14 protein-coding genes and 3 tRNA genes are annotated in these 16,873 nt (G+C 55.0%); 9 read left to right on the plus strand and 8 right to left on the minus strand.

Annotated elements, in window-relative coordinates:
* The first annotated feature begins 5 nt into the window (after positions 1-5).
* On the plus strand, positions 6-3,059 hold the full coding sequence (locus tag F3J39_RS03635; RefSeq protein ID WP_166713835.1) for an FAD-binding and (Fe-S)-binding domain-containing protein: 3,054 nt from the start codon (positions 6-8) through the stop codon (positions 3,057-3,059).
* 30 nt (positions 3,060-3,089) lie between these two features.
* On the opposite strand, the gene F3J39_RS03640 is transcribed toward F3J39_RS03635, so the two are convergent.
* Positions 3,090-3,494, minus strand: coding sequence for a hypothetical protein (locus tag F3J39_RS03640; RefSeq protein WP_039385821.1), 405 nt, complete (start codon positions 3,492-3,494; stop codon positions 3,090-3,092).
* A 387-nt stretch (positions 3,495-3,881) separates the two neighbouring features.
* On the opposite strand from F3J39_RS03640, the gene sufA reads away from it, so the two are divergent.
* Genes sufA through F3J39_RS03675 form a run of 7 tightly spaced genes read left to right on the plus strand, consistent with a single transcriptional unit; the run spans position 3,882 to position 10,484 of the window.
* The gene (sufA, locus tag F3J39_RS03645; RefSeq protein ID WP_039384102.1) at positions 3,882-4,256 is read left to right on the plus strand and encodes a Fe-S cluster assembly scaffold SufA; all 375 of its coding nucleotides are present in this window, start codon (positions 3,882-3,884) and stop codon (positions 4,254-4,256) included.
* A gap of 7 nt (positions 4,257-4,263) precedes the next feature.
* Positions 4,264-5,757, plus strand: a complete 1,494-nt coding sequence (gene sufB / locus F3J39_RS03650; protein ID WP_039384104.1) for a Fe-S cluster assembly protein SufB — start codon at positions 4,264-4,266, stop codon at positions 5,755-5,757.
* A 39-nt stretch (positions 5,758-5,796) separates the two neighbouring features.
* Positions 5,797-6,543: a Fe-S cluster assembly ATPase SufC gene (gene sufC, locus F3J39_RS03655; protein ID WP_039384106.1), complete on the plus strand. Its 747-nt coding sequence runs from the start codon at positions 5,797-5,799 to the stop codon at positions 6,541-6,543.
* Complete coding sequence (gene sufD / locus F3J39_RS03660; RefSeq protein ID WP_039384107.1) at positions 6,518-7,795, plus strand: Fe-S cluster assembly protein SufD; 1,278 nt, start codon at positions 6,518-6,520, stop codon at positions 7,793-7,795. Before sufC ends, sufD begins: the two co-directional genes overlap by 26 nt.
* On the plus strand, positions 7,792-9,012 hold the full coding sequence (gene sufS / locus F3J39_RS03665; RefSeq protein WP_108569279.1) for a cysteine desulfurase SufS: 1,221 nt from the start codon (positions 7,792-7,794) through the stop codon (positions 9,010-9,012). Before sufD ends, sufS begins: the two co-directional genes overlap by 4 nt.
* Positions 9,013-9,032: 20 nt before the next feature.
* Positions 9,033-9,449: a cysteine desulfuration protein SufE gene (gene sufE, locus F3J39_RS03670; protein WP_071668772.1), complete on the plus strand. Its 417-nt coding sequence runs from the start codon at positions 9,033-9,035 to the stop codon at positions 9,447-9,449.
* 60 nt (positions 9,450-9,509) lie between these two features.
* Positions 9,510-10,484, plus strand: a complete 975-nt coding sequence (locus F3J39_RS03675; protein ID WP_039384113.1) for a L,D-transpeptidase family protein — start codon at positions 9,510-9,512, stop codon at positions 10,482-10,484.
* An 88-nt stretch (positions 10,485-10,572) separates the two neighbouring features.
* Here F3J39_RS03675 and F3J39_RS03680 read toward each other — a convergent pair whose 3' ends face one another.
* The 6 genes from F3J39_RS03680 to F3J39_RS03705 all read right to left on the minus strand — a co-directional run bounded on the left by F3J39_RS03680 (position 10,573) and on the right by F3J39_RS03705 (position 14,643).
* Positions 10,573-10,809: a major outer membrane lipoprotein gene (locus F3J39_RS03680; RefSeq protein WP_039384115.1), complete on the minus strand. Its 237-nt coding sequence runs from the start codon at positions 10,807-10,809 to the stop codon at positions 10,573-10,575.
* A 302-nt stretch (positions 10,810-11,111) separates the two neighbouring features.
* On the minus strand, positions 11,112-12,524 hold the full coding sequence (pykF, locus tag F3J39_RS03685) for a pyruvate kinase PykF (RefSeq protein WP_039384119.1): 1,413 nt from the start codon (positions 12,522-12,524) through the stop codon (positions 11,112-11,114).
* Between the two features lie 343 nt (positions 12,525-12,867).
* A tRNA-Val gene (locus F3J39_RS03690) sits at positions 12,868-12,944 on the minus strand.
* Positions 12,945-12,958: 14 nt separating this feature from the next.
* Positions 12,959-13,035 (minus strand) — tRNA-Val (locus tag F3J39_RS03695).
* Between the two features lie 3 nt (positions 13,036-13,038).
* Positions 13,039-13,115 (minus strand) — tRNA-Val (locus tag F3J39_RS03700).
* A gap of 154 nt (positions 13,116-13,269) precedes the next feature.
* Positions 13,270-14,643 (minus strand): MATE family efflux transporter, encoded by a 1,374-nt coding sequence (locus F3J39_RS03705; RefSeq protein WP_039384121.1) that lies wholly within the window; start codon positions 14,641-14,643, stop codon positions 13,270-13,272.
* A gap of 191 nt (positions 14,644-14,834) precedes the next feature.
* Between F3J39_RS03705 and F3J39_RS03710 the strand changes: the two genes are divergently transcribed.
* Positions 14,835-15,491, plus strand: a complete 657-nt coding sequence (locus tag F3J39_RS03710) for a riboflavin synthase (RefSeq protein WP_039384122.1) — start codon at positions 14,835-14,837, stop codon at positions 15,489-15,491.
* A 34-nt stretch (positions 15,492-15,525) separates the two neighbouring features.
* Here the strand turns inward: F3J39_RS03710 and cfa are convergent, their stop codons facing one another.
* Positions 15,526-16,674 carry a cyclopropane fatty acyl phospholipid synthase gene (gene cfa / locus F3J39_RS03715; RefSeq protein ID WP_071668774.1) on the minus strand — a complete coding sequence of 383 codons (1,149 nt, stop codon included), beginning with the start codon at positions 16,672-16,674 and terminating at the stop codon, positions 15,526-15,528.
* Between the last annotated feature and the right edge of the window lie 199 nt (positions 16,675-16,873).

The raw sequence follows: 16,873 nt of genomic DNA on the forward strand, positions 1-16,873 counted from the left end.
ACACCATGATCCCACAAATTCCGCAGGCTCCTGGCCTGGTTCAGCAAGTTCTCGCCTTTTTGCAGGCGCTCAAAGAGCAGGGTTTTACCGGCGATACCGCTACCAGCTATGCCGACCGTCTCTCACTCTCTACGGATAACAGCATCTATCAGCTTCTGCCGGATGCGGCACTGTTTCCGCGTTCGACCGCAGATATCGCTCTGATTGCGCGGCTCGCCGGTGAGGACGCTTTTGCCAGCCTGACGTTTACGCCACGCGGCGGCGGCACCGGCACTAACGGACAGTCGCTGAATCAGGGCATTGTGGTTGATATGTCGCGCTACATGAACCGCATTCTGGAGATCAACACCGAACAGGGCTGGGTGCGGGTTGAGGCGGGAGTAGTGAAAGATCAGCTCAACGCCTGGCTCCGGCCATACGGTTTCTTCTTTTCCCCGGAGCTCTCCACCAGTAACCGCGCCACGCTGGGCGGCATGATCAACACCGATGCCTCAGGTCAGGGATCGCTGGTATATGGTAAAACTTCCGATCATGTCGAGGGGTTACGCGCGGTGCTGCTGGGCGGCGATATCCTTGATACGCGCGCCATACCGGTGGCGCTGGCGGAGCAGCTCGCCGCAACGCCGACGCCTGAGGGCCGCATCTACCAGACGGTGCTGCAAAGCTGTCGTGAGCAGCGCGCGCTGATCCTTGAAAAATTTCCAAAGCTTAACCGCTTCCTGACCGGTTACGATTTACGCCACGTCTTCAGTGATGACATGCAGCAGGTCGATCTCACGCGGCTGTTGTGCGGTGCCGAGGGCACGCTGGCGTTTATTACGGAAGCGCGTCTTGATATCACGCCAATCCCCAAAGTCCGTCGTCTGGTTAACGTTAAATATGAGTCTTTCGACTCCGCGCTGCGCAACGCTTCATTTATGGTAAAAGCGCAGGCGCTGTCAGTGGAGACGGTGGATTCAAAAGTACTGAATCTGGCGCGGGAAGATATTGTCTGGCACTCCGTTAAAGAACTGATCACCGATATCCCGGATAAAACGATGCTGGGACTGAATATCGTGGAGTTTGCCGGCGATGATGGCGCACTTATCGAACAGCAAATCGCCCGTCTCTGCGACCGGCTGGATACGCTGATGGCTGAGCGGCAGGGTGGCGTCATAGGTTATCAGATCTGTAATGAACTGGCTGAGGTCGAGCGTATTTACGCGATGCGTAAGAAGGCGGTTGGCCTGCTGGGCAATGCACAGGGGCGCGCCAAGCCAATTCCGTTTGTGGAAGATACGGCGGTGCCGCCGGAGCAGCTGGCCGATTATATTGGTGAGTTTCGCGCGCTGCTGGATAGCCACGGCCTGAGCTACGGTATGTTTGGCCATGTTGATGCGGGCGTGCTGCACGTGCGTCCGGCACTGGATATGTGCGATCCGCAGCAGGTGCTGCTGATGAAGCAGATTTCAGATGAAGTGGTCGCGCTGACGGCCCGTTACGGCGGGTTACTGTGGGGGGAGCATGGCAAAGGTTTCCGCGCGCAGTATAGTCCGGCCTTTTTCGGTGAAACGCTGTTTACCGAGCTGCGTCGTATCAAACGCGCGTTCGATCCCGATAACCGGCTGAATCCGGGTAAAATCTGCACGCCGCTGGAGAGCGATGCGCCGATGATGCAGGTGAATGGCGCGATGCGCGGCGATCTGGATCGTCAGATCCCGCTGACGGTGCGCACCAGCTGGCGCGGCGCGATGGAGTGCAACGGCAACGGCCTCTGCTTCAATTTTGATGTGCGCAGCCCGATGTGTCCGTCGATGAAAATCACCCGCAATCGTATTCACTCGCCGAAAGGACGCGCGACGCTGACGCGTGAATGGCTGCGCCTGCTGTCGGAGCAGGGCGTTGATCCTGACCAGCTTGAGCAGGCGCTGCCGCAGCAGGGAGCCAGCCTGCGTATGCTGATCCAGCGTACGCGTAACAGCTGGCACGCTAACCGCGGAGAGTACGATTTTTCCCATGAGGTAAAAGAGGCGATGTCGGGCTGTCTGGCCTGTAAAGCCTGTTCGACCCAGTGCCCGATTAAAATCGATGTGCCCGATTTCCGCGCGCGCTTTTTACAACTTTACCATACGCGCTATCTGCGACCGGTCAGCGATCACCTGGTGGCCAGCGTAGAGAGCTATGCGCCGCTGATGGCGAAAGCGCCAAAGGTGTTCAATTTCTTCCTGCAGCAGCCGTGGATGCGCGAATTCAGCAAAACGCATATCGGTATGGTGGATTTGCCTCAGCTCTCCGCACCTAACCTTAAACAGCGTCTGAGCGGGCATCCGGCAATGAACCTGACGCTGGAGCAGCTGGAAGCGATGGATAGCGCAGCGCGGCAGCAGTGCGTGCTGGTGGTGCAGGACCCGTTTACCAGCTACTACGAAGCGCAGCTGGTGACCGACTTTATTTCACTGATTGAAAAGCTGGGTTACCGTCCGGTGCTGCTGCCTTTCTCTCCCAACGGCAAAGCGCAGCATGTTAAGGGGTTTCTGCAGCGTTTCGCCCGTACCGCAGCGAAAACTGCTGAACTGCTCAATCGGGTGGCAAAACTGGGGATCCCGATGGTCGGGGTCGACCCGGCCACTGTGCTCTGCTATCGCGATGAGTATCAGCAGGTACTGAAAAGCAAGCGCGGTGATTTCAGCGTGCTACTGGTGCATGAGTGGCTGCAGCAGGCGCTGGCTGATGGCGTAAATCAGCCGGTCAGCGGCGAGCCCTGGTATCTGTTTGCGCACTGTACGGAAGTGACCGCGCTGCCCGCTACGCCGAATCAATGGCAGAAGATATTTGCCCGCTTCGGTGCCCGGCTGGAAAATATCAATACCGGCTGCTGCGGCATGGCGGGGACGTATGGCCACGAGGCGCAGCATCTGGAGAACTCGCTCGGCATCTATGCGCTCTCCTGGCATCCGCAGCTGCAGCGGCTGCCGCGCCAGCGCTGTCTGGCGACCGGCTTTTCCTGTCGCAGCCAGGTGAAACGTGCCGAAGGCAACGGCATGCGTCATCCTTTACAGGCGCTGCTGGAATTGATGTAAACAAAATGTAGGAGCCGTCACAAAGCTGGATTAGAATATCCAGCCAGCGTGGCGGACAAAATCACGCTGCAGGCCCGTTATCTGGTCCCAGTCGCCGCTTTGTGCAAGCTTTTGGCATAAATGCGTCAGCGACTGGCGGGCGAACTGATACGCCTGCAGGCGAAACAGCCGGTCACGGTCATCGTTGCCCATCTCCTGAATCAGGCGATGGTGCAGCTTGCCTAAGGCGTGCAGATAGCTGCGATCGTCGCCGTTGATATCGCAGATTTCCGCCATATCCAGGCAGGTATCGTTAAACCGGCGCAGCTGCTCCAGTGAGCACTCTGGCCGGTTGAGTCTGGCTTCGGCCAGATAAAAATCTACGGTGATGTCGCGCACGGCAAATCGGTAGTCGCTGATTTTGTGTTGTAACCAGGCTGAAACGGTACGTGTCATAGCGCCGCCTAAATAGTTAATGATAATCATTATCATATTAAACTGCGTCAGGAATGCAATTCCCGCTAAAGAAATATATTGATGTCTGTAACCTGTTACTAAAATCGGCAATAACAATCTCTTTACATTCGGTAAAGGCGTAACCTGTATACAGGTTAATTGCTTTAGGGCCGGTTTTTATAAAATGTTACGATATCAATAGGTTGTAATATTTGTCCCGAATAAAAACTGTCTGTTACAGGCCGTACTAAAGGGACTATGCTTAATAATTAAGCAGAAAAAACAGCACGAGATGATTATCCCTGCAAAACAAGAGGTTGAAGTGATAGGCGATATCACTACCATAGGGGGATAGCCTGAGAAGGTCCAGACTTGCGAGGTACAACGATGTCATCAGTAAACGCCGCGTCCTTTTCGCCTGACGATTTTGTCTGGAAAGGACTTACGCTGACCGAGTCGGCAGCGAAACAGATCCTGACTCTGGTTGAACAGGACCCGGAAGTAAAGGGTCTGAAACTGAGCGTGAAACAATCTGGCTGTGCCGGTTTTGGTTATGTCATGGATCTGGTAAAAGAGCCAGCCGATGACGATCTGCAGTTTGAGCAGTTTGGCGCAAAACTCTTTGTGCCGCTTCAGGCAATGCCGTTTGTCGACGGCACCGAGCTGGACTACGTCCGTGAAGGCCTGAACCAGATCTTTAAATTCAATAACCCTAAAGCTCAGCACGCCTGCGGGTGCGGTGAAAGCTTTGGCGTCGAGTAAGTGAAATATGTCACGACATAGCGAAGCATCTGATGATGTACAGACCTGGGAAGGCAAGCTCAACTACAAAGAGGGCTTCTTTACCCGGTTACAAACCGACGAACTGGCACACGGCATTAATGAAGATGTCGTGCGTGCGATCTCGGCTAAACGTAACGAACCCGAATGGATGCTTGAGTTCCGGCTCAAGGCTTTCCGTGCCTGGCTTGAAATGGAAGAGCCGCACTGGTTAAAAGCGCACTATGACAAGCTCGACTATCAGGATTACAGCTACTTTTCTGCGCCATCATGCGGGAACTGTGACGACAGCTGCGCATCTGAGCCGGGTGCAACCCAGGCGTCGGGCAGCGTGGCCTCCAGTGACTACCTGACTCAGGAAGTGGAAGACGCGTTTAATCAGCTGGGTGTTCCGGTACGTGAAGGTAAAGAGGTCGCTGTCGATGCGATTTTCGATTCCGTGTCGGTCTCAACCACCTACCGTGACAAGCTGGCCAAACAGGGCATTATCTTCTGCTCATTTGGTGAAGCGATCCATGACCATCCGGAACTGGTACAGAAGTATCTGGGTACTGTCGTGCCACACAACGATAACTTCTTTGCTGCGCTTAACTCAGCGGTAGCCTCCGATGGCACCTTTGTTTATATCCCGAAAGGGGTACGCTGCCCGATGGAGCTGTCGACCTATTTCCGCATCAACGCGGCGAAAACAGGTCAGTTTGAGCGCACCATTCTGATTGCAGATGAAGACAGCTATGTCAGCTATATCGAGGGCTGCTCGGCGCCGGTACGTGACACTTATCAGCTGCACGCAGCGGTCGTTGAAGTCATCATCCATAAAAATGCTGAAGTGAAATATTCCACGGTACAGAACTGGTTCCCTGGCGGCGAAGGTGAGGGCGGTATCCTCAACTTCGTTACCAAGCGCGCCCTGTGCGAAGGCGATCACAGCAAGATGTCCTGGACGCAGTCTGAGACTGGCTCTGCGATTACCTGGAAATATCCAAGCTGTATCCTGCGCGGTGACTACTCCGTAGGTGAGTTCTACTCGGTTGCCCTGACCAGCGGTCGCCAGCAGGCGGATACCGGTACCAAAATGATCCATATCGGTAAAAACACCAAATCGACCATTATCTCTAAAGGGATATCGGCGGGTAAAAGCCAGAATACCTACCGCGGTCTGGTGAAAATCATGCCGACGGCAACCAATGCGCGTAACTTTACGCAGTGTGACTCGATGCTGATTGGTCCCGATTGCGGTGCGCATACTTTCCCGTATGTAGAAACGCGCAACAACACAGCGCAGCTTGAGCATGAAGCCACTACGTCACGTATTGGCGAAGATCAGATGTTCTACTGCCTGCAGCGCGGCATCAGCGAAGAAGATGCGATCTCTATGATCGTCAACGGCTTCTGTAAAGATGTTTTCTCCGAGCTGCCACTGGAATTTGCCGTGGAAGCACAAAAACTGTTAGCGATCAGCCTTGAGCACAGTGTCGGCTGATGCCACACGCGTTGCCGGAAGCAATGTGAAGGAATAAGTATGTTAAGTATTAAAGATTTACAGGTTAGCGTTGAAGATAAAGAGATTTTGCGCGGTCTGAACCTGGAAGTTAAACCAGGTGAAGTCCACGCCATTATGGGCCCGAATGGCTCAGGTAAAAGTACGCTTTCAGCAACGCTGGCGGGTCGCGAAGATTACGAGATCACCGGTGGCTCCGTCACCTTTAAAGAGAAAGATCTGCTGGCGCTGGAACCTGAAGAGCGTGCCGGAGAAGGCATCTTTATGGCGTTCCAGTACCCGGTAGAGATCCCGGGTGTCAGCAACCAGTTTTTCCTGCAGACCTCCGTTAATGCAGTACGCAAATATCGCGAGCAGGAAGAGCTGGATCGCTTCGACTTCCAGGATTTTATCGAAGATAAGATCAAGCTGCTGAAAATGCCGGAAGATTTGCTGACGCGTTCAGTTAACGTCGGCTTCTCCGGTGGTGAGAAGAAGCGCAATGATATTCTGCAGATGGCGGCGCTGGAGCCGGAACTCTGCATTCTCGATGAGACCGATTCGGGTCTGGATATTGATGCCCTGAAAATCGTGTCTGAGGGCGTTAACAGCCTGCGCGACGGTAAGCGCTCTTTCATCATCGTAACGCACTATCAGCGTATCCTGGATTACATTAAGCCGGATCACGTGCACGTTCTTTATCAGGGTAAAATCGTTAAGTCTGGCGACTTTTCACTGGTGAAACAGCTGGAGGAGCAAGGCTATGGCTGGCTTACCGACGAAGAGTGATAATGCCCTGCAGCAGTGGCACCATCTGTTTGAGTCTCGCGGCGAGCAGCGCTCGCTGCAGGCGCAGCAGCACTGGCAGCAGCTGATGCGTGAAGGCTTGCCCACCCGCAAGCATGAAAACTGGAAATATACGTCGCTGGAGAGCCTGCTGGGACAGCACTTTGTGCTGCCTTCCGCGCAGAGTCTCAGCCGTGAGCAGGCGGATGCGCTGGCGCTGCCGCTGGACGCGGTACGACTGGTATTTGTTGATGGCCGCTTCCAGCCTGCGCTGAGCAGCACGGAAACCGATCTGTTTGAGATCCAGCACGTTCAGGCAGCTGAGCGTCGCGATTTGCCGGCGCCGGTACAGCCGGAGATCTTCCTGCATCTGACAGAGAGCCTGGCAGAAGAGGTGACGACGATTCGTCTGGCGCGCGGCAAAGCGGCTACCCGCCCACTCTACCTGCTGCATATCACCAGCGGTCAGGCAGATGCGCTCAACACCGTGCATCATCGTCATCATGTAGAGCTGGAGCAGAGTGCGGTAGCGGAAATCGTTGAGCACTATGTCACGCTGAATGACGCGGCGCACTTTACCGGCGCGCGGATCACCTTTGCCGTAGCGGATAATGCGCAGCTGAAACATACCAAGCTCGCCTTTGAAACCAGCAGCAGCTATCACTTTGCGCATAATGACATTGTGATGGGTCAGGATGCGCGCGTCAGCAGCACCAGCTTCCTGCTGGGCGCCGGCCTGTCACGTCATAACACCAGCACGCAGCTGAATGGCGAAAACAGCGAGCTGGCAATGAACAGCCTGGTCCTGCCGGTGGGCAGCGAAATCGCAGATACCCGCAGCTATCTGGAGCACAACAAAGGCCACTGCCTGAGTCGTCAGCTGCATAAAACCATTTCGCGCGAAAAAGGCCGTGCCGTCTTCAATGGTCACATCAAAGTGGCACAGCACGCGCTGAAAACCGATGGCCAGATGACCAACAATAATCTGCTGCTGGGCCGGCTGGCGGAAGTCGATACCAAGCCACAGCTGGAGATCTACGCCGATGACGTGAAATGCAGCCATGGTGCCACCATCGGCCGCATTGATGATGAGCAGATGTTCTATCTGCGCTCGCGCGGTATCGCTGAAGAAGCGGCGCAGCAGATGATCATCCACGCTTTTGCCGCCGAACTGACCGAAACGCTGGATGATGACATTCTGCGTCAGGCGGTGCTGGCACGCATCTCACAGCGTTTCCCTGGAGTACATTCATGAGTTTCGATTCCGAACGAGTCAGAGCGGAGTTTCCGATCCTGAGTCGTGAGGTCAACGGACACCCGCTGGCCTACCTTGACAGCGCGGCCAGCGCGCAGCGTCCGCTCGCGGTAATCAACGCGGAAAGTCATTTTTACCAGCACGGCTACGCCGCCGTGCATCGCGGCATCCATTCGCTTAGCGCGCAGGCCACCAGCGATATGGAAGCGGTACGCGCGCAGGCTGCGGCCTTTCTGAATGCGGCTTCGCATGAAGAGATTATCTTTGTTAAAGGCACAACCGAAGGCATTAATCTGGTAGCCAATAGCTGGGGCGGCAGTCAGCTGCAGCCCGGTGACAATCTCATCATTACCGAGATGGAGCATCACGCTAACATCGTGCCGTGGCAGATGGTGGCACAGCGCACCGGTGCTGAGATCCGCGTCCTGCCGCTCAGCGATAGCGGCGAACTGGCTACAGAGCAGCTTGCTTCGCTTATCGACAGCCGTACCCGGCTGCTGGCGGTCACGCACGTCTCTAACGTGCTGGGCACCGTTAACCCGGTTAAGGCGCTGGTCGCTCAGGCGAAAGCAGCCGGCCTGGTGACACTGATTGATGGCGCGCAGGCGGTGATGCATCACGCCGTTGACGTGCAGGATATCGACTGTGATTTCTACGTTTTCTCCGGACATAAGATTTACGGTCCGACCGGCATCGGCGTGCTCTATGCGCGTAAAGCGCTGCAGGAGCAGATGCCGCCGTGGGAAGGCGGGGGTTCCATGATTGACCAGGTCATGCTGCCGGTGGGAACCACCTGGAACAGCGCGCCGTGGCGCTTTGAAGCGGGTACGCCTAATACCGGCGGTATCATCGGTCTGGGTGCCGCACTGAATTGGGTAAGTGAACTGGGTCTTGATGCTATTCATGCACGCGAAAGCGCGCTGATGCGTTACGCGCTGGACAAACTCGCTTCAGTACCGGACATCGTGCTTTATGGTCCTGCGCAGCGCAGCGGGGTGATCGCCTTTAACCTGGGTAAACATCACGCCTTTGACGTTGGCAGCTTCCTCGATCAGTATGGTATTGCCATTCGCACCGGTCACCACTGTGCGATGCCGCTGATGCGCCACTATGCCGTACCGGCGATGTGTCGCGCCTCCTTCGCGCTCTATAATACCGAAGATGAGGCAGATCGGCTGGCCGCTGGCCTGACGCGTATCCATCGCCTGCTGGGCTAAGCAGATTTCAGGAGTAACAGATGGCGAACCTGCCGGAAAAAGAGAAGCTGGTGCGCAACTTTAATCGTTGCGCTAACTGGGAAGAGAAGTACCTTTACATCATTGAGCTGGGTGCAAAATTACCAGAATCCTCTGAAAGCCTGCATCAGCCTGAGTATGTCATTTCAGGCTGTCAGAGCCAGGTCTGGATCCGCATGACGCCGCAGGCGGACGGATCGATGGCGTTTGAAGGGGATAGCGACGCAGCTATTGTTAAGGGATTGATTGCAGTAGTATTTAGCCTCTATCAGGGGCTGAAGCCGCAGGAGATCCTCGAGCTGGATGTGCGCCACTGGTTTGCGGAACTGGCGCTGACTCAGCACCTGACGCCAACGCGTTCTCAGGGGCTGGAAGCGATGATCCGCGCTATCCGGCATAACGCTCAGCAGCTCTGCTAAGGTACACTCTTCAGACCCCGGTTTAGCCGGGGTCTTTTCCATCCAGAAAGAGAAACCTGCATGAAACCTGCGTTACGTTTAGCTGGTGCACTGCTGCTGTCCTGCTTTGGACTCTCTGCACCTTCAATGGCTACTGAATATCCTCTCCCTGCCGACGACAGCCGCCTGATCGGCGAAAACGTTCTGACCACTATCTCTGATAACAAACAGCCGCTGGAGAGCGTGGCAGCGCGCTACAGCACGGGACTGCTCGGCCTGCTGGAAGCAAACCCCGGCGTTGATCCCTGGCTGCCGGCGGCAGGTACGCAGATCACCGTGCCGCTGCAGATGCTGTTGCCGGATGCGCCGCGCAAAGGGATTGTGGTTAATCTGGCTGAGCTGCGCCTCTACTACTATCCGCCGGGAGAAAACCGCGTGGTGGTCTATCCGATCGGCATTGGCCAGTTAGGCGCTGCGACGCCCGATATGGTGACGCGTATCAGCCAGAAAATTCCCAACCCGACCTGGACACCGACGCCAAATATTCGCAAGCGCTATGCGAAAGAGGGCGTGACGCTGCCGGTGACGGTTCCGGCCGGCCCTGACAATCCGATGGGGCTATTCGCCCTGCGTCTGGCGTATGGCAAGGGACACTACCTGATTCACGGCACTAACGCTGACTTTGGCATCGGCATGCGCGTCAGCTCCGGCTGTATTCGCCTGCGTCCCGCTGATATTGAAGCGCTGTTCAACAGCGTCCCGGCAGGCACGCGCGTTCAGATTGTTAATCAGCCGGTGAAGTACGCCATCGAACCAGACGGTAAACGCTATATTGAGGTTCATCAGCCGCTGTCGCGCAGTGAAAAAGATGATCCGCAGACGCAGCCGCTGGTGCGCAGCACCGCTCTGAAAGCCTTTAGCCGCAGTGCGAAAAGCGACAGTGCGCTGATTGAGGAGGCGATGACGCGCCGTTCAGGTATGCCGGTGCTGGTCAGCAGCGGCGAGCCGGTTGCCGCAGAGACGGCAGAGCAAGTTGCAGCAGAGCCGCAGGGCTGAAGTCAGCCGGTCAGACAGCGCCACCGGGCGCTGGAATCAGCACAAAAAAAATGGTGCCACCAGGGCACCATTTTTCAAACCAGAACTCTTACTTACGGTAAGAGTGAGCCTGGTTGTCCAGACGCTGGTTAGCGCGAGCTGCGTCATCTTTAGCAGCCTGAACGTCAGAACGCACTGCGTTCACGTCGTTGCTCAGCTGGTCAACTTTAGCGTTCAGAGTCTGAACGTCTGAAGACAGCTGGTCGATTTTAGCGTTGCTTGAGCAACCAGCCAGCAGAGTTGAACCCAGGATTACCGCGCCCAGTACCAGTTTAGTACGTTTCATTTTATACCCTCTAGATTAAGTTAATCTCCATGTAGCGTTACAAGTATTGCACAAAGCTTTTTAAGTTGAGAATAAATTTTTGATGAGAACATGCTTAAATTTGATCGTTCGCTCAAAGAAGCAGCATCTGGCAGAATATGATGAAAATATTTAGCGAAAACAGAGGGATTTAATCGGATTAACCTTAATTCCACAACATATTGAATAGTTATTTTCGATTTGAATTTTTCTGATTATAGATTAGCGATGGAATAAAAAAAGCGCCGGTTAAGGCGCTTGTTTAAATAAAGTGTGACGTTAAATCAAATCACGTGCACGGAAGCGGTGTTAGTAGTTCCGCTTGGCACCAGGGCACCTGAAACCATCACGACCACATCACCTTTCTGCGCGTAGCCGCTTTCCAGCGCCAGCTCTTTACCAATGCGATAGAAATCATCGGTTGATTCAATGCGGGCGACCAGGCGAGTCTCGATACCTTTGCTCAGGATCAGCTGACGGGCAGTGGTCTGGTTGGTCGTCAGGGCGAGAATGGTTGCATCCGGGAAGTACTTACGTACTGATTTTGCTGATTTACCGCCCTCGGTGGCTACAACAATCAGTGGTGCTTCCAGTTTCTCTGCGGTCTCAACGGCACCACGGCAGACAGCTTCCGTAATACGCAGCTTGCGGGAATCTTTCAGCTCGTCGATGCGTGACTTCATCACGCGATCGGTACGCTCACAGATAGTGGCCATGATCGTGACCGACTCCAGCGGATAGCGGCCTTTGGCGCTCTCACCAGACAGCATCACGGCGTCAGTACCGTCAAGAATGGCGTTAGCCACGTCGCCCGCTTCAGCACGGGTAGGGCGCGGGTTTTTGATCATGGAGTCGAGCATCTGCGTAGCAGTGATGACCACTTTGCGGGCTTTGTTGCACTTTTTGATCATCATCTTCTGCGCGAAGATAACCTCTTCAACCGGGATCTCTACGCCCAGATCGCCACGCGCAACCATGATGCCGTCAGACGCTTCAAGAATTTCATCGAAGTTGTTAAGGCCTTCCTGGTTTTCGATCTTAGAGATGATCTGGATGTTTTCGCCGCCATGCGCTTTCAGATGCTCGCGGATCTCCAGCACGTCAGAGCGTTTACGAATAAACGACGCGGCGACAAAGTCCACTCCCTGCTCGCAGCCAAAAATCAGATCGCGCTTATCTTTTTCTGCCAGTGCAGGCAGCTGGATAGAGACGCCAGGCAGGTTAACGCCTTTGTTTTCGCCGAGGTCGCCGTTATTCAGCACTTCACACACTACGCTGTTTTCCGTGACTTCAGTAACGGTCATGCCAATCAGGCCATCGTCGACCAGAACCGTGTTGCCAATTTTCAGATCTTCAGTAAAACCGGCATAGGTAACAGCGACGCGTTCATGATTACCAATCACAGACTGATCGGTGGTAAAGGTAAAGGTCTGGCCCGCCTTGAGTGAAACGTCGTTGCCACCCTCCAGCTTCATGGTGCGGATTTCCGGTCCTTTGGTGTCCAGCAGAATCGCGGCCTGATGCCCCGTTTTTTCCATGACGGCACGCATATTTGCGATGCGCTGACCATGTTCGGCGTAATCACCGTGCGAGAAGTTGAGACGCATAACGTTCATGCCTGCTTCCAGCAGTTGGGTCAGCATCTCTTCTGATTCGGTTTTCGGCCCGATAGTACAAACAATCTTGGTCTTTTTCATGTCAGATATCTGTATGTTGTGATGGATGATAAAGGTCGGTATCCGATGCGCGGAGCACCGAAGTGAAAATGTGACGATTGTGGCTACGGATAATACAGAAGTAAGAATAGGTGACAGGAACTGAGCGTGCAGGGAAGTTATGCGTTGCAGAAGCAGGCCGGCAGAGCGGCGTTGCGCAAATCAGAGACATTGATGGCATAGGCACGTCAGCGCTGAAACCTTTCAGGTGAAACAACGAGCCATAGTATAATCGCTAAGTATGCGAAAACCAATATAAAAGCAGCAGGGGATATCGACCTGGATCAAGGAAAGCGACGTTGCGCAAGAAGAGGATACAGCGAAGTGGTGCGCTCTAATGGACTCGAACCATCGACCCCCACCATGTCAAGGTGGTGCTCTAACCAACTGAGCTAAGAGCGCGCAATACAGCAAACTGGTGCGTCCGAGTGGACTCGAACCACCGACCCCCACCATGTCAAGGTGGTGCTCTAACCAACTGAGCTACGGACGCACTTGGTGCGCTCTAATGGACTCGAACCATCGACCCCCACCATGTCAAGGTGGTGCTCTAACCAACTGAGCTAAGAGCGCAACACGCTGTCAGGGCGACAGCGGGGACGAATATTAACGGTACGCCGGAAACCTGGCAAGGGAAAAAAACAGAAAATCGGGACGACTGACCAGCATCTGTGCGAAGCGTCGCTTTTTTCAGCATTGCGGGCCAGATAAACGCCCGTTCAGCCACTTAGCGCGCCGCCCGCGCCAGAATAACCTCTGCAGGCAGACGCTGCATACGGCGAATACGCCAGATCATCATCGCGGCGGCAGAGGTCAGGCCCACAATAAACCCGCACCAGAATCCGGCCGGACCCAGCGCCGGAACAATCCAGTCAGTCAGCGCCAGGATATAGCCTGCCGGCAGTCCCAATACCCAGTAAGCGATCAGCGTAATGAAAAAGATCGAGCGGGTATCTTTATAACCGCGCAGGATCCCGCTGCCGATAACCTGAATCGAATCGGAGAACTGATAGATCGCAGCCAGCAGCATCAGCTGGGCAGCCAGCGTAATGACCGCAGGGTTCGCCGTATAGAGCGCGGCGATATCGTGACGGAACGTGACTGTAAACAGGGCAGTGCAGGCCGCCATGGCGATGCCCACGCCCTGACCGGTCCAGGCGGCGGTGCGTGCACCTTCCGCCGAGCCTTCACCCAGCCGGTAACCCACGCGAATCGTGGTGGCTACCCCCAGCGACAGTGGCAGGACAAACATCAGTGAGCTGAAGTTGAGCGCGATCTGGTGTCCTGCGACATTCACAATGCCCAGTGGTGAAACCAGCAGCGCCACTACGGCAAACAGCGTAACTTCAAAGAACAGCGCCAGCGCTACCGGTAACCCCAGCGAAAAGAGCCGCGTGAGAATAGCGCGCGAGGGCGCTGACCAGCGTGAGGCCATGCGAATATCGCGCATCGCCGGCATACGCCGGAGCCAGAAGCGCATAACCAGAAACATCACCCAGTAGACGGAGGCGGTTGCCACGCCGCACCCCACGCCGCCGAGACGCGGCATACCAAAGTGGCCATAAATGAAGATGTAGTTCAGCGGAATGTTGGTCAGCAGTCCGAGAAAGCCCAGCAGCATGGCGGGTTTGGTTTTAGACAGACCGTCGCACTGGTTACGCGCCACCTGGAAAAAAAGATAGCCTGGTGCGCCCCAGAGCAGCGCATGCAGGTAACCTTCCGCTTTAATGGCCAGATCGGCGTCAATGTCATGCATTGCGCGGATAAGATAGCCCGCGTTCCATAACACAACCATAATGACAAGCGAAACGGCCAGTGCCAGCCAGTACCCCTGGCGCACCTGCTCGGCAATGCGTTCACGTCGTCCGGACCCGTTGAGTTGCGCAACGGCTGGCGTCAGTGCCAGTAGCAGACCGTGACCAAAAAGAATGGCGGGAAGCCAGATAGAGGTGCCAACAGCAACGGCGGCCATATCCGTGGCGCTTACCGCACCGGCCATAACGGTATCTACAAATCCCATCGCAGTCTGGGCTACCTGAGCGAGGATCACCGGGATTGCGAGGGCCAGCAGCTGACGCGCTTCTGTTAAATACTTCTGCACGTATCACCTGTTTGATTAAGAGAAAGAGAGACTATTCCCGGCGAATGCGCGCTCAATGCAGCCAGAGCCCGCACGCGGAACAAATAATGATAACAAATTTATTTGCCTTTTATGCAACCATTGCGCATGCGCAAATTAAGTTGTGCTGGCAGGCTGTGATAAGCTAAGACAAACGCGTGGAGAGGATAGTTATGTTTACGGGTATTGTGCAGGGCGTGGCGGAAATTGTCGCCATTGAAGAGAAAGAGCTGTTTCGCACTCATACTGTACGTCTTGATGCAGCCCTGCTGCCAGGGCTGGAGCTGGGGGCGTCTGTAGCGCACAACGGCTGCTGCCTGACCGTAACGGCCATCGAAGAGGATCGGGTCAGCTTTGACCTGATTAAAGAGACGCTGCGCATTACCAATCTGGGTGCGCTGCAGGTGGGTGACAGAGTCAATATTGAGCGTGCGGCTAAATTCAGCGATGAAATTGGCGGACACCTGATGTCGGGTCATATTATGACCACCGCTGAAATCTGCAAAATTATTCAGTCGGAAAATAACCGCGAAGTCTGGTTCAGACTGCAGGATGCAGAACAGATAAAATATATTCTGCGCAAAGGCTATATCGGTATTGATGGCATCAGCCTGACGGTCGGCGATGTGACCAAAACCAAATTCTGCGTCCACCTGATCCCGGAAACGCTGGAGCGCACCACGCTGGGAAGCAAAAAGCTGGGGCATAAGGTCAATATCGAAATCGATCCGCAAACGCAGGCGATTGTGGATACCGTTGAGCGCGTTATGGCGCAGCGTGAAGCCGCCCTGATTGCCGCAGCAACAGCGCCGGCCGGACCGGCAGAATAAACTTCAGTAAAGGCGCGCAGCGCGCCTTTTTAACCTAGCGCGCAACGCGCAGCCCGCCTTCATAGCCGCGACTGAACATCACCTGCCACAGCTGAATATCCCGGGCGCGAAAGGCACCAGCACACGCATTGAGATAGTAGCTGAACATACGCTTAAAACGCTCATCATAGCGGGCAGAGAGCTGCGGCCACGCCGCCAGGAAACGCGTATGCCACGCCATAAGCGTGGTGTCATAATCGGTCCCGAAGTTGTGCCAGTCTTCCATAATAAAATAAGGCTCGCTGGCGTCCGCTATCTGTCGCACAGAGGGCAGGCAGCCGTTCGGGAAAATATATTTATCGATCCACGGATCTACCCGCATATCGGTTCTTACCGCCCCGATGGTGTGCAGCAGAAAGAGGCCGCCGGGTTTCAGGTTGCGGTTAACCACCCTGAAGTAGGTCGCATAATTTTTCGGGCCAACGTGCTCAAACATCCCGACGGAAACGATGCGGTCAAACTGCTGCTCAAGGTCGCGATAATCCTGCAGCAGTATCGTGACGTCCAGTCCGGCGCAGCGCTGCTGTGCCATCTTTTGCTGCTCCTGGGAGATAGTGACGCCATATACGCTGACACCGTAGCGGCGGGCAGCAAACTCCGCCAGCCCGCCCCAGCCGCAGCCGATATCCAGCAGAGACATGCCGGGTTCAAGCTGCAGTTTGCGGCAGATCAGATCCAGCTTGGCTTCCTGCGCCGCTTCCAGCGTTTGCGCATGAGGCCAGTAGCCGCAGGAGTACTGCATAAACGGGTCCAGCATCAGGCTGAACAGGTCATTACCCAAATCGTAGTGCGCTCTGCCGACCTGCCAGGCGCGCTTTTTTGATTGCAGATTGGTCAGCCGGGCAGCGGCGATACGCAGCGTATCCTTAAAGTGGTGCGGCAGCTGATGATCGAGATGATGTCTGAGCGCGCGATGAAAAAACATATCCAGTCGTTCACACGTCCACCACCCATCCATGTAACTTTCGCCCAGACCCAGTGAGCCTTCCTGCATCACGCGCTTAAAAAAGTCAGCATGATGAACCTGAATATCCCACGGTCGTGAACCATTAACGCGAATATCTGCCTGTTCAAGTAACTCCCGGGCAATACGAAACCACGGATTCTCTTCGGGAGTGACTGCTTCTGCACATGATGAACTCATAGCTTCTCCATCACCTTGTAAATATGACCTGGGAAACAGAAGGATCTGCATCAGGTCTGTGAAAGAACGCAGGGTGGTGCCGTGCGCAGCTAAACCACATTAACAGAGGTATGAATAGTCCGGACTCACGCAATGCGCAGCGGCCTGGCCGCACGCAGATGCTGTCCCGGAAAGACCGGGAGCGCTGTTATTGTTATGA

This window comes from Pantoea sp. Acro-807 (assembly GCF_011752675.1).
Classification (GTDB): domain Bacteria; phylum Pseudomonadota; class Gammaproteobacteria; order Enterobacterales; family Enterobacteriaceae; genus Pantoea; species Pantoea eucrina.

Excerpts from the sequence above, each read along its gene's own strand:
- F3J39_RS03635 (WP_166713835.1), top strand. The coding sequence starts at position 6 with ATGATCCCACAAATTCCGCAGGCTCCTGGCCTGGTTCAGCAAGTTCTC.
- F3J39_RS03640 (WP_039385821.1), bottom strand. The coding sequence starts at position 3,494 with ATGACACGTACCGTTTCAGCCTGGTTACAACACAAAATCAGCGACTAC.
- sufA (WP_039384102.1), top strand. The coding sequence starts at position 3,882 with ATGTCATCAGTAAACGCCGCGTCCTTTTCGCCTGACGATTTTGTCTGG.
- sufB (WP_039384104.1), top strand. The coding sequence starts at position 4,264 with ATGTCACGACATAGCGAAGCATCTGATGATGTACAGACCTGGGAAGGC.
- sufC (WP_039384106.1), top strand. The coding sequence starts at position 5,797 with ATGTTAAGTATTAAAGATTTACAGGTTAGCGTTGAAGATAAAGAGATT.
- sufD (WP_039384107.1), top strand. The coding sequence starts at position 6,518 with ATGGCTGGCTTACCGACGAAGAGTGATAATGCCCTGCAGCAGTGGCAC.
- sufS (WP_108569279.1), top strand. The coding sequence starts at position 7,792 with ATGAGTTTCGATTCCGAACGAGTCAGAGCGGAGTTTCCGATCCTGAGT.
- sufE (WP_071668772.1), top strand. The coding sequence starts at position 9,033 with ATGGCGAACCTGCCGGAAAAAGAGAAGCTGGTGCGCAACTTTAATCGT.
- F3J39_RS03675 (WP_039384113.1), top strand. The coding sequence starts at position 9,510 with ATGAAACCTGCGTTACGTTTAGCTGGTGCACTGCTGCTGTCCTGCTTT.
- F3J39_RS03680 (WP_039384115.1), bottom strand. The coding sequence starts at position 10,809 with ATGAAACGTACTAAACTGGTACTGGGCGCGGTAATCCTGGGTTCAACT.
- pykF (WP_039384119.1), bottom strand. The coding sequence starts at position 12,524 with ATGAAAAAGACCAAGATTGTTTGTACTATCGGGCCGAAAACCGAATCA.
- F3J39_RS03710 (WP_039384122.1), top strand. The coding sequence starts at position 14,835 with ATGTTTACGGGTATTGTGCAGGGCGTGGCGGAAATTGTCGCCATTGAA.
- cfa (WP_071668774.1), bottom strand. The coding sequence starts at position 16,674 with ATGAGTTCATCATGTGCAGAAGCAGTCACTCCCGAAGAGAATCCGTGG.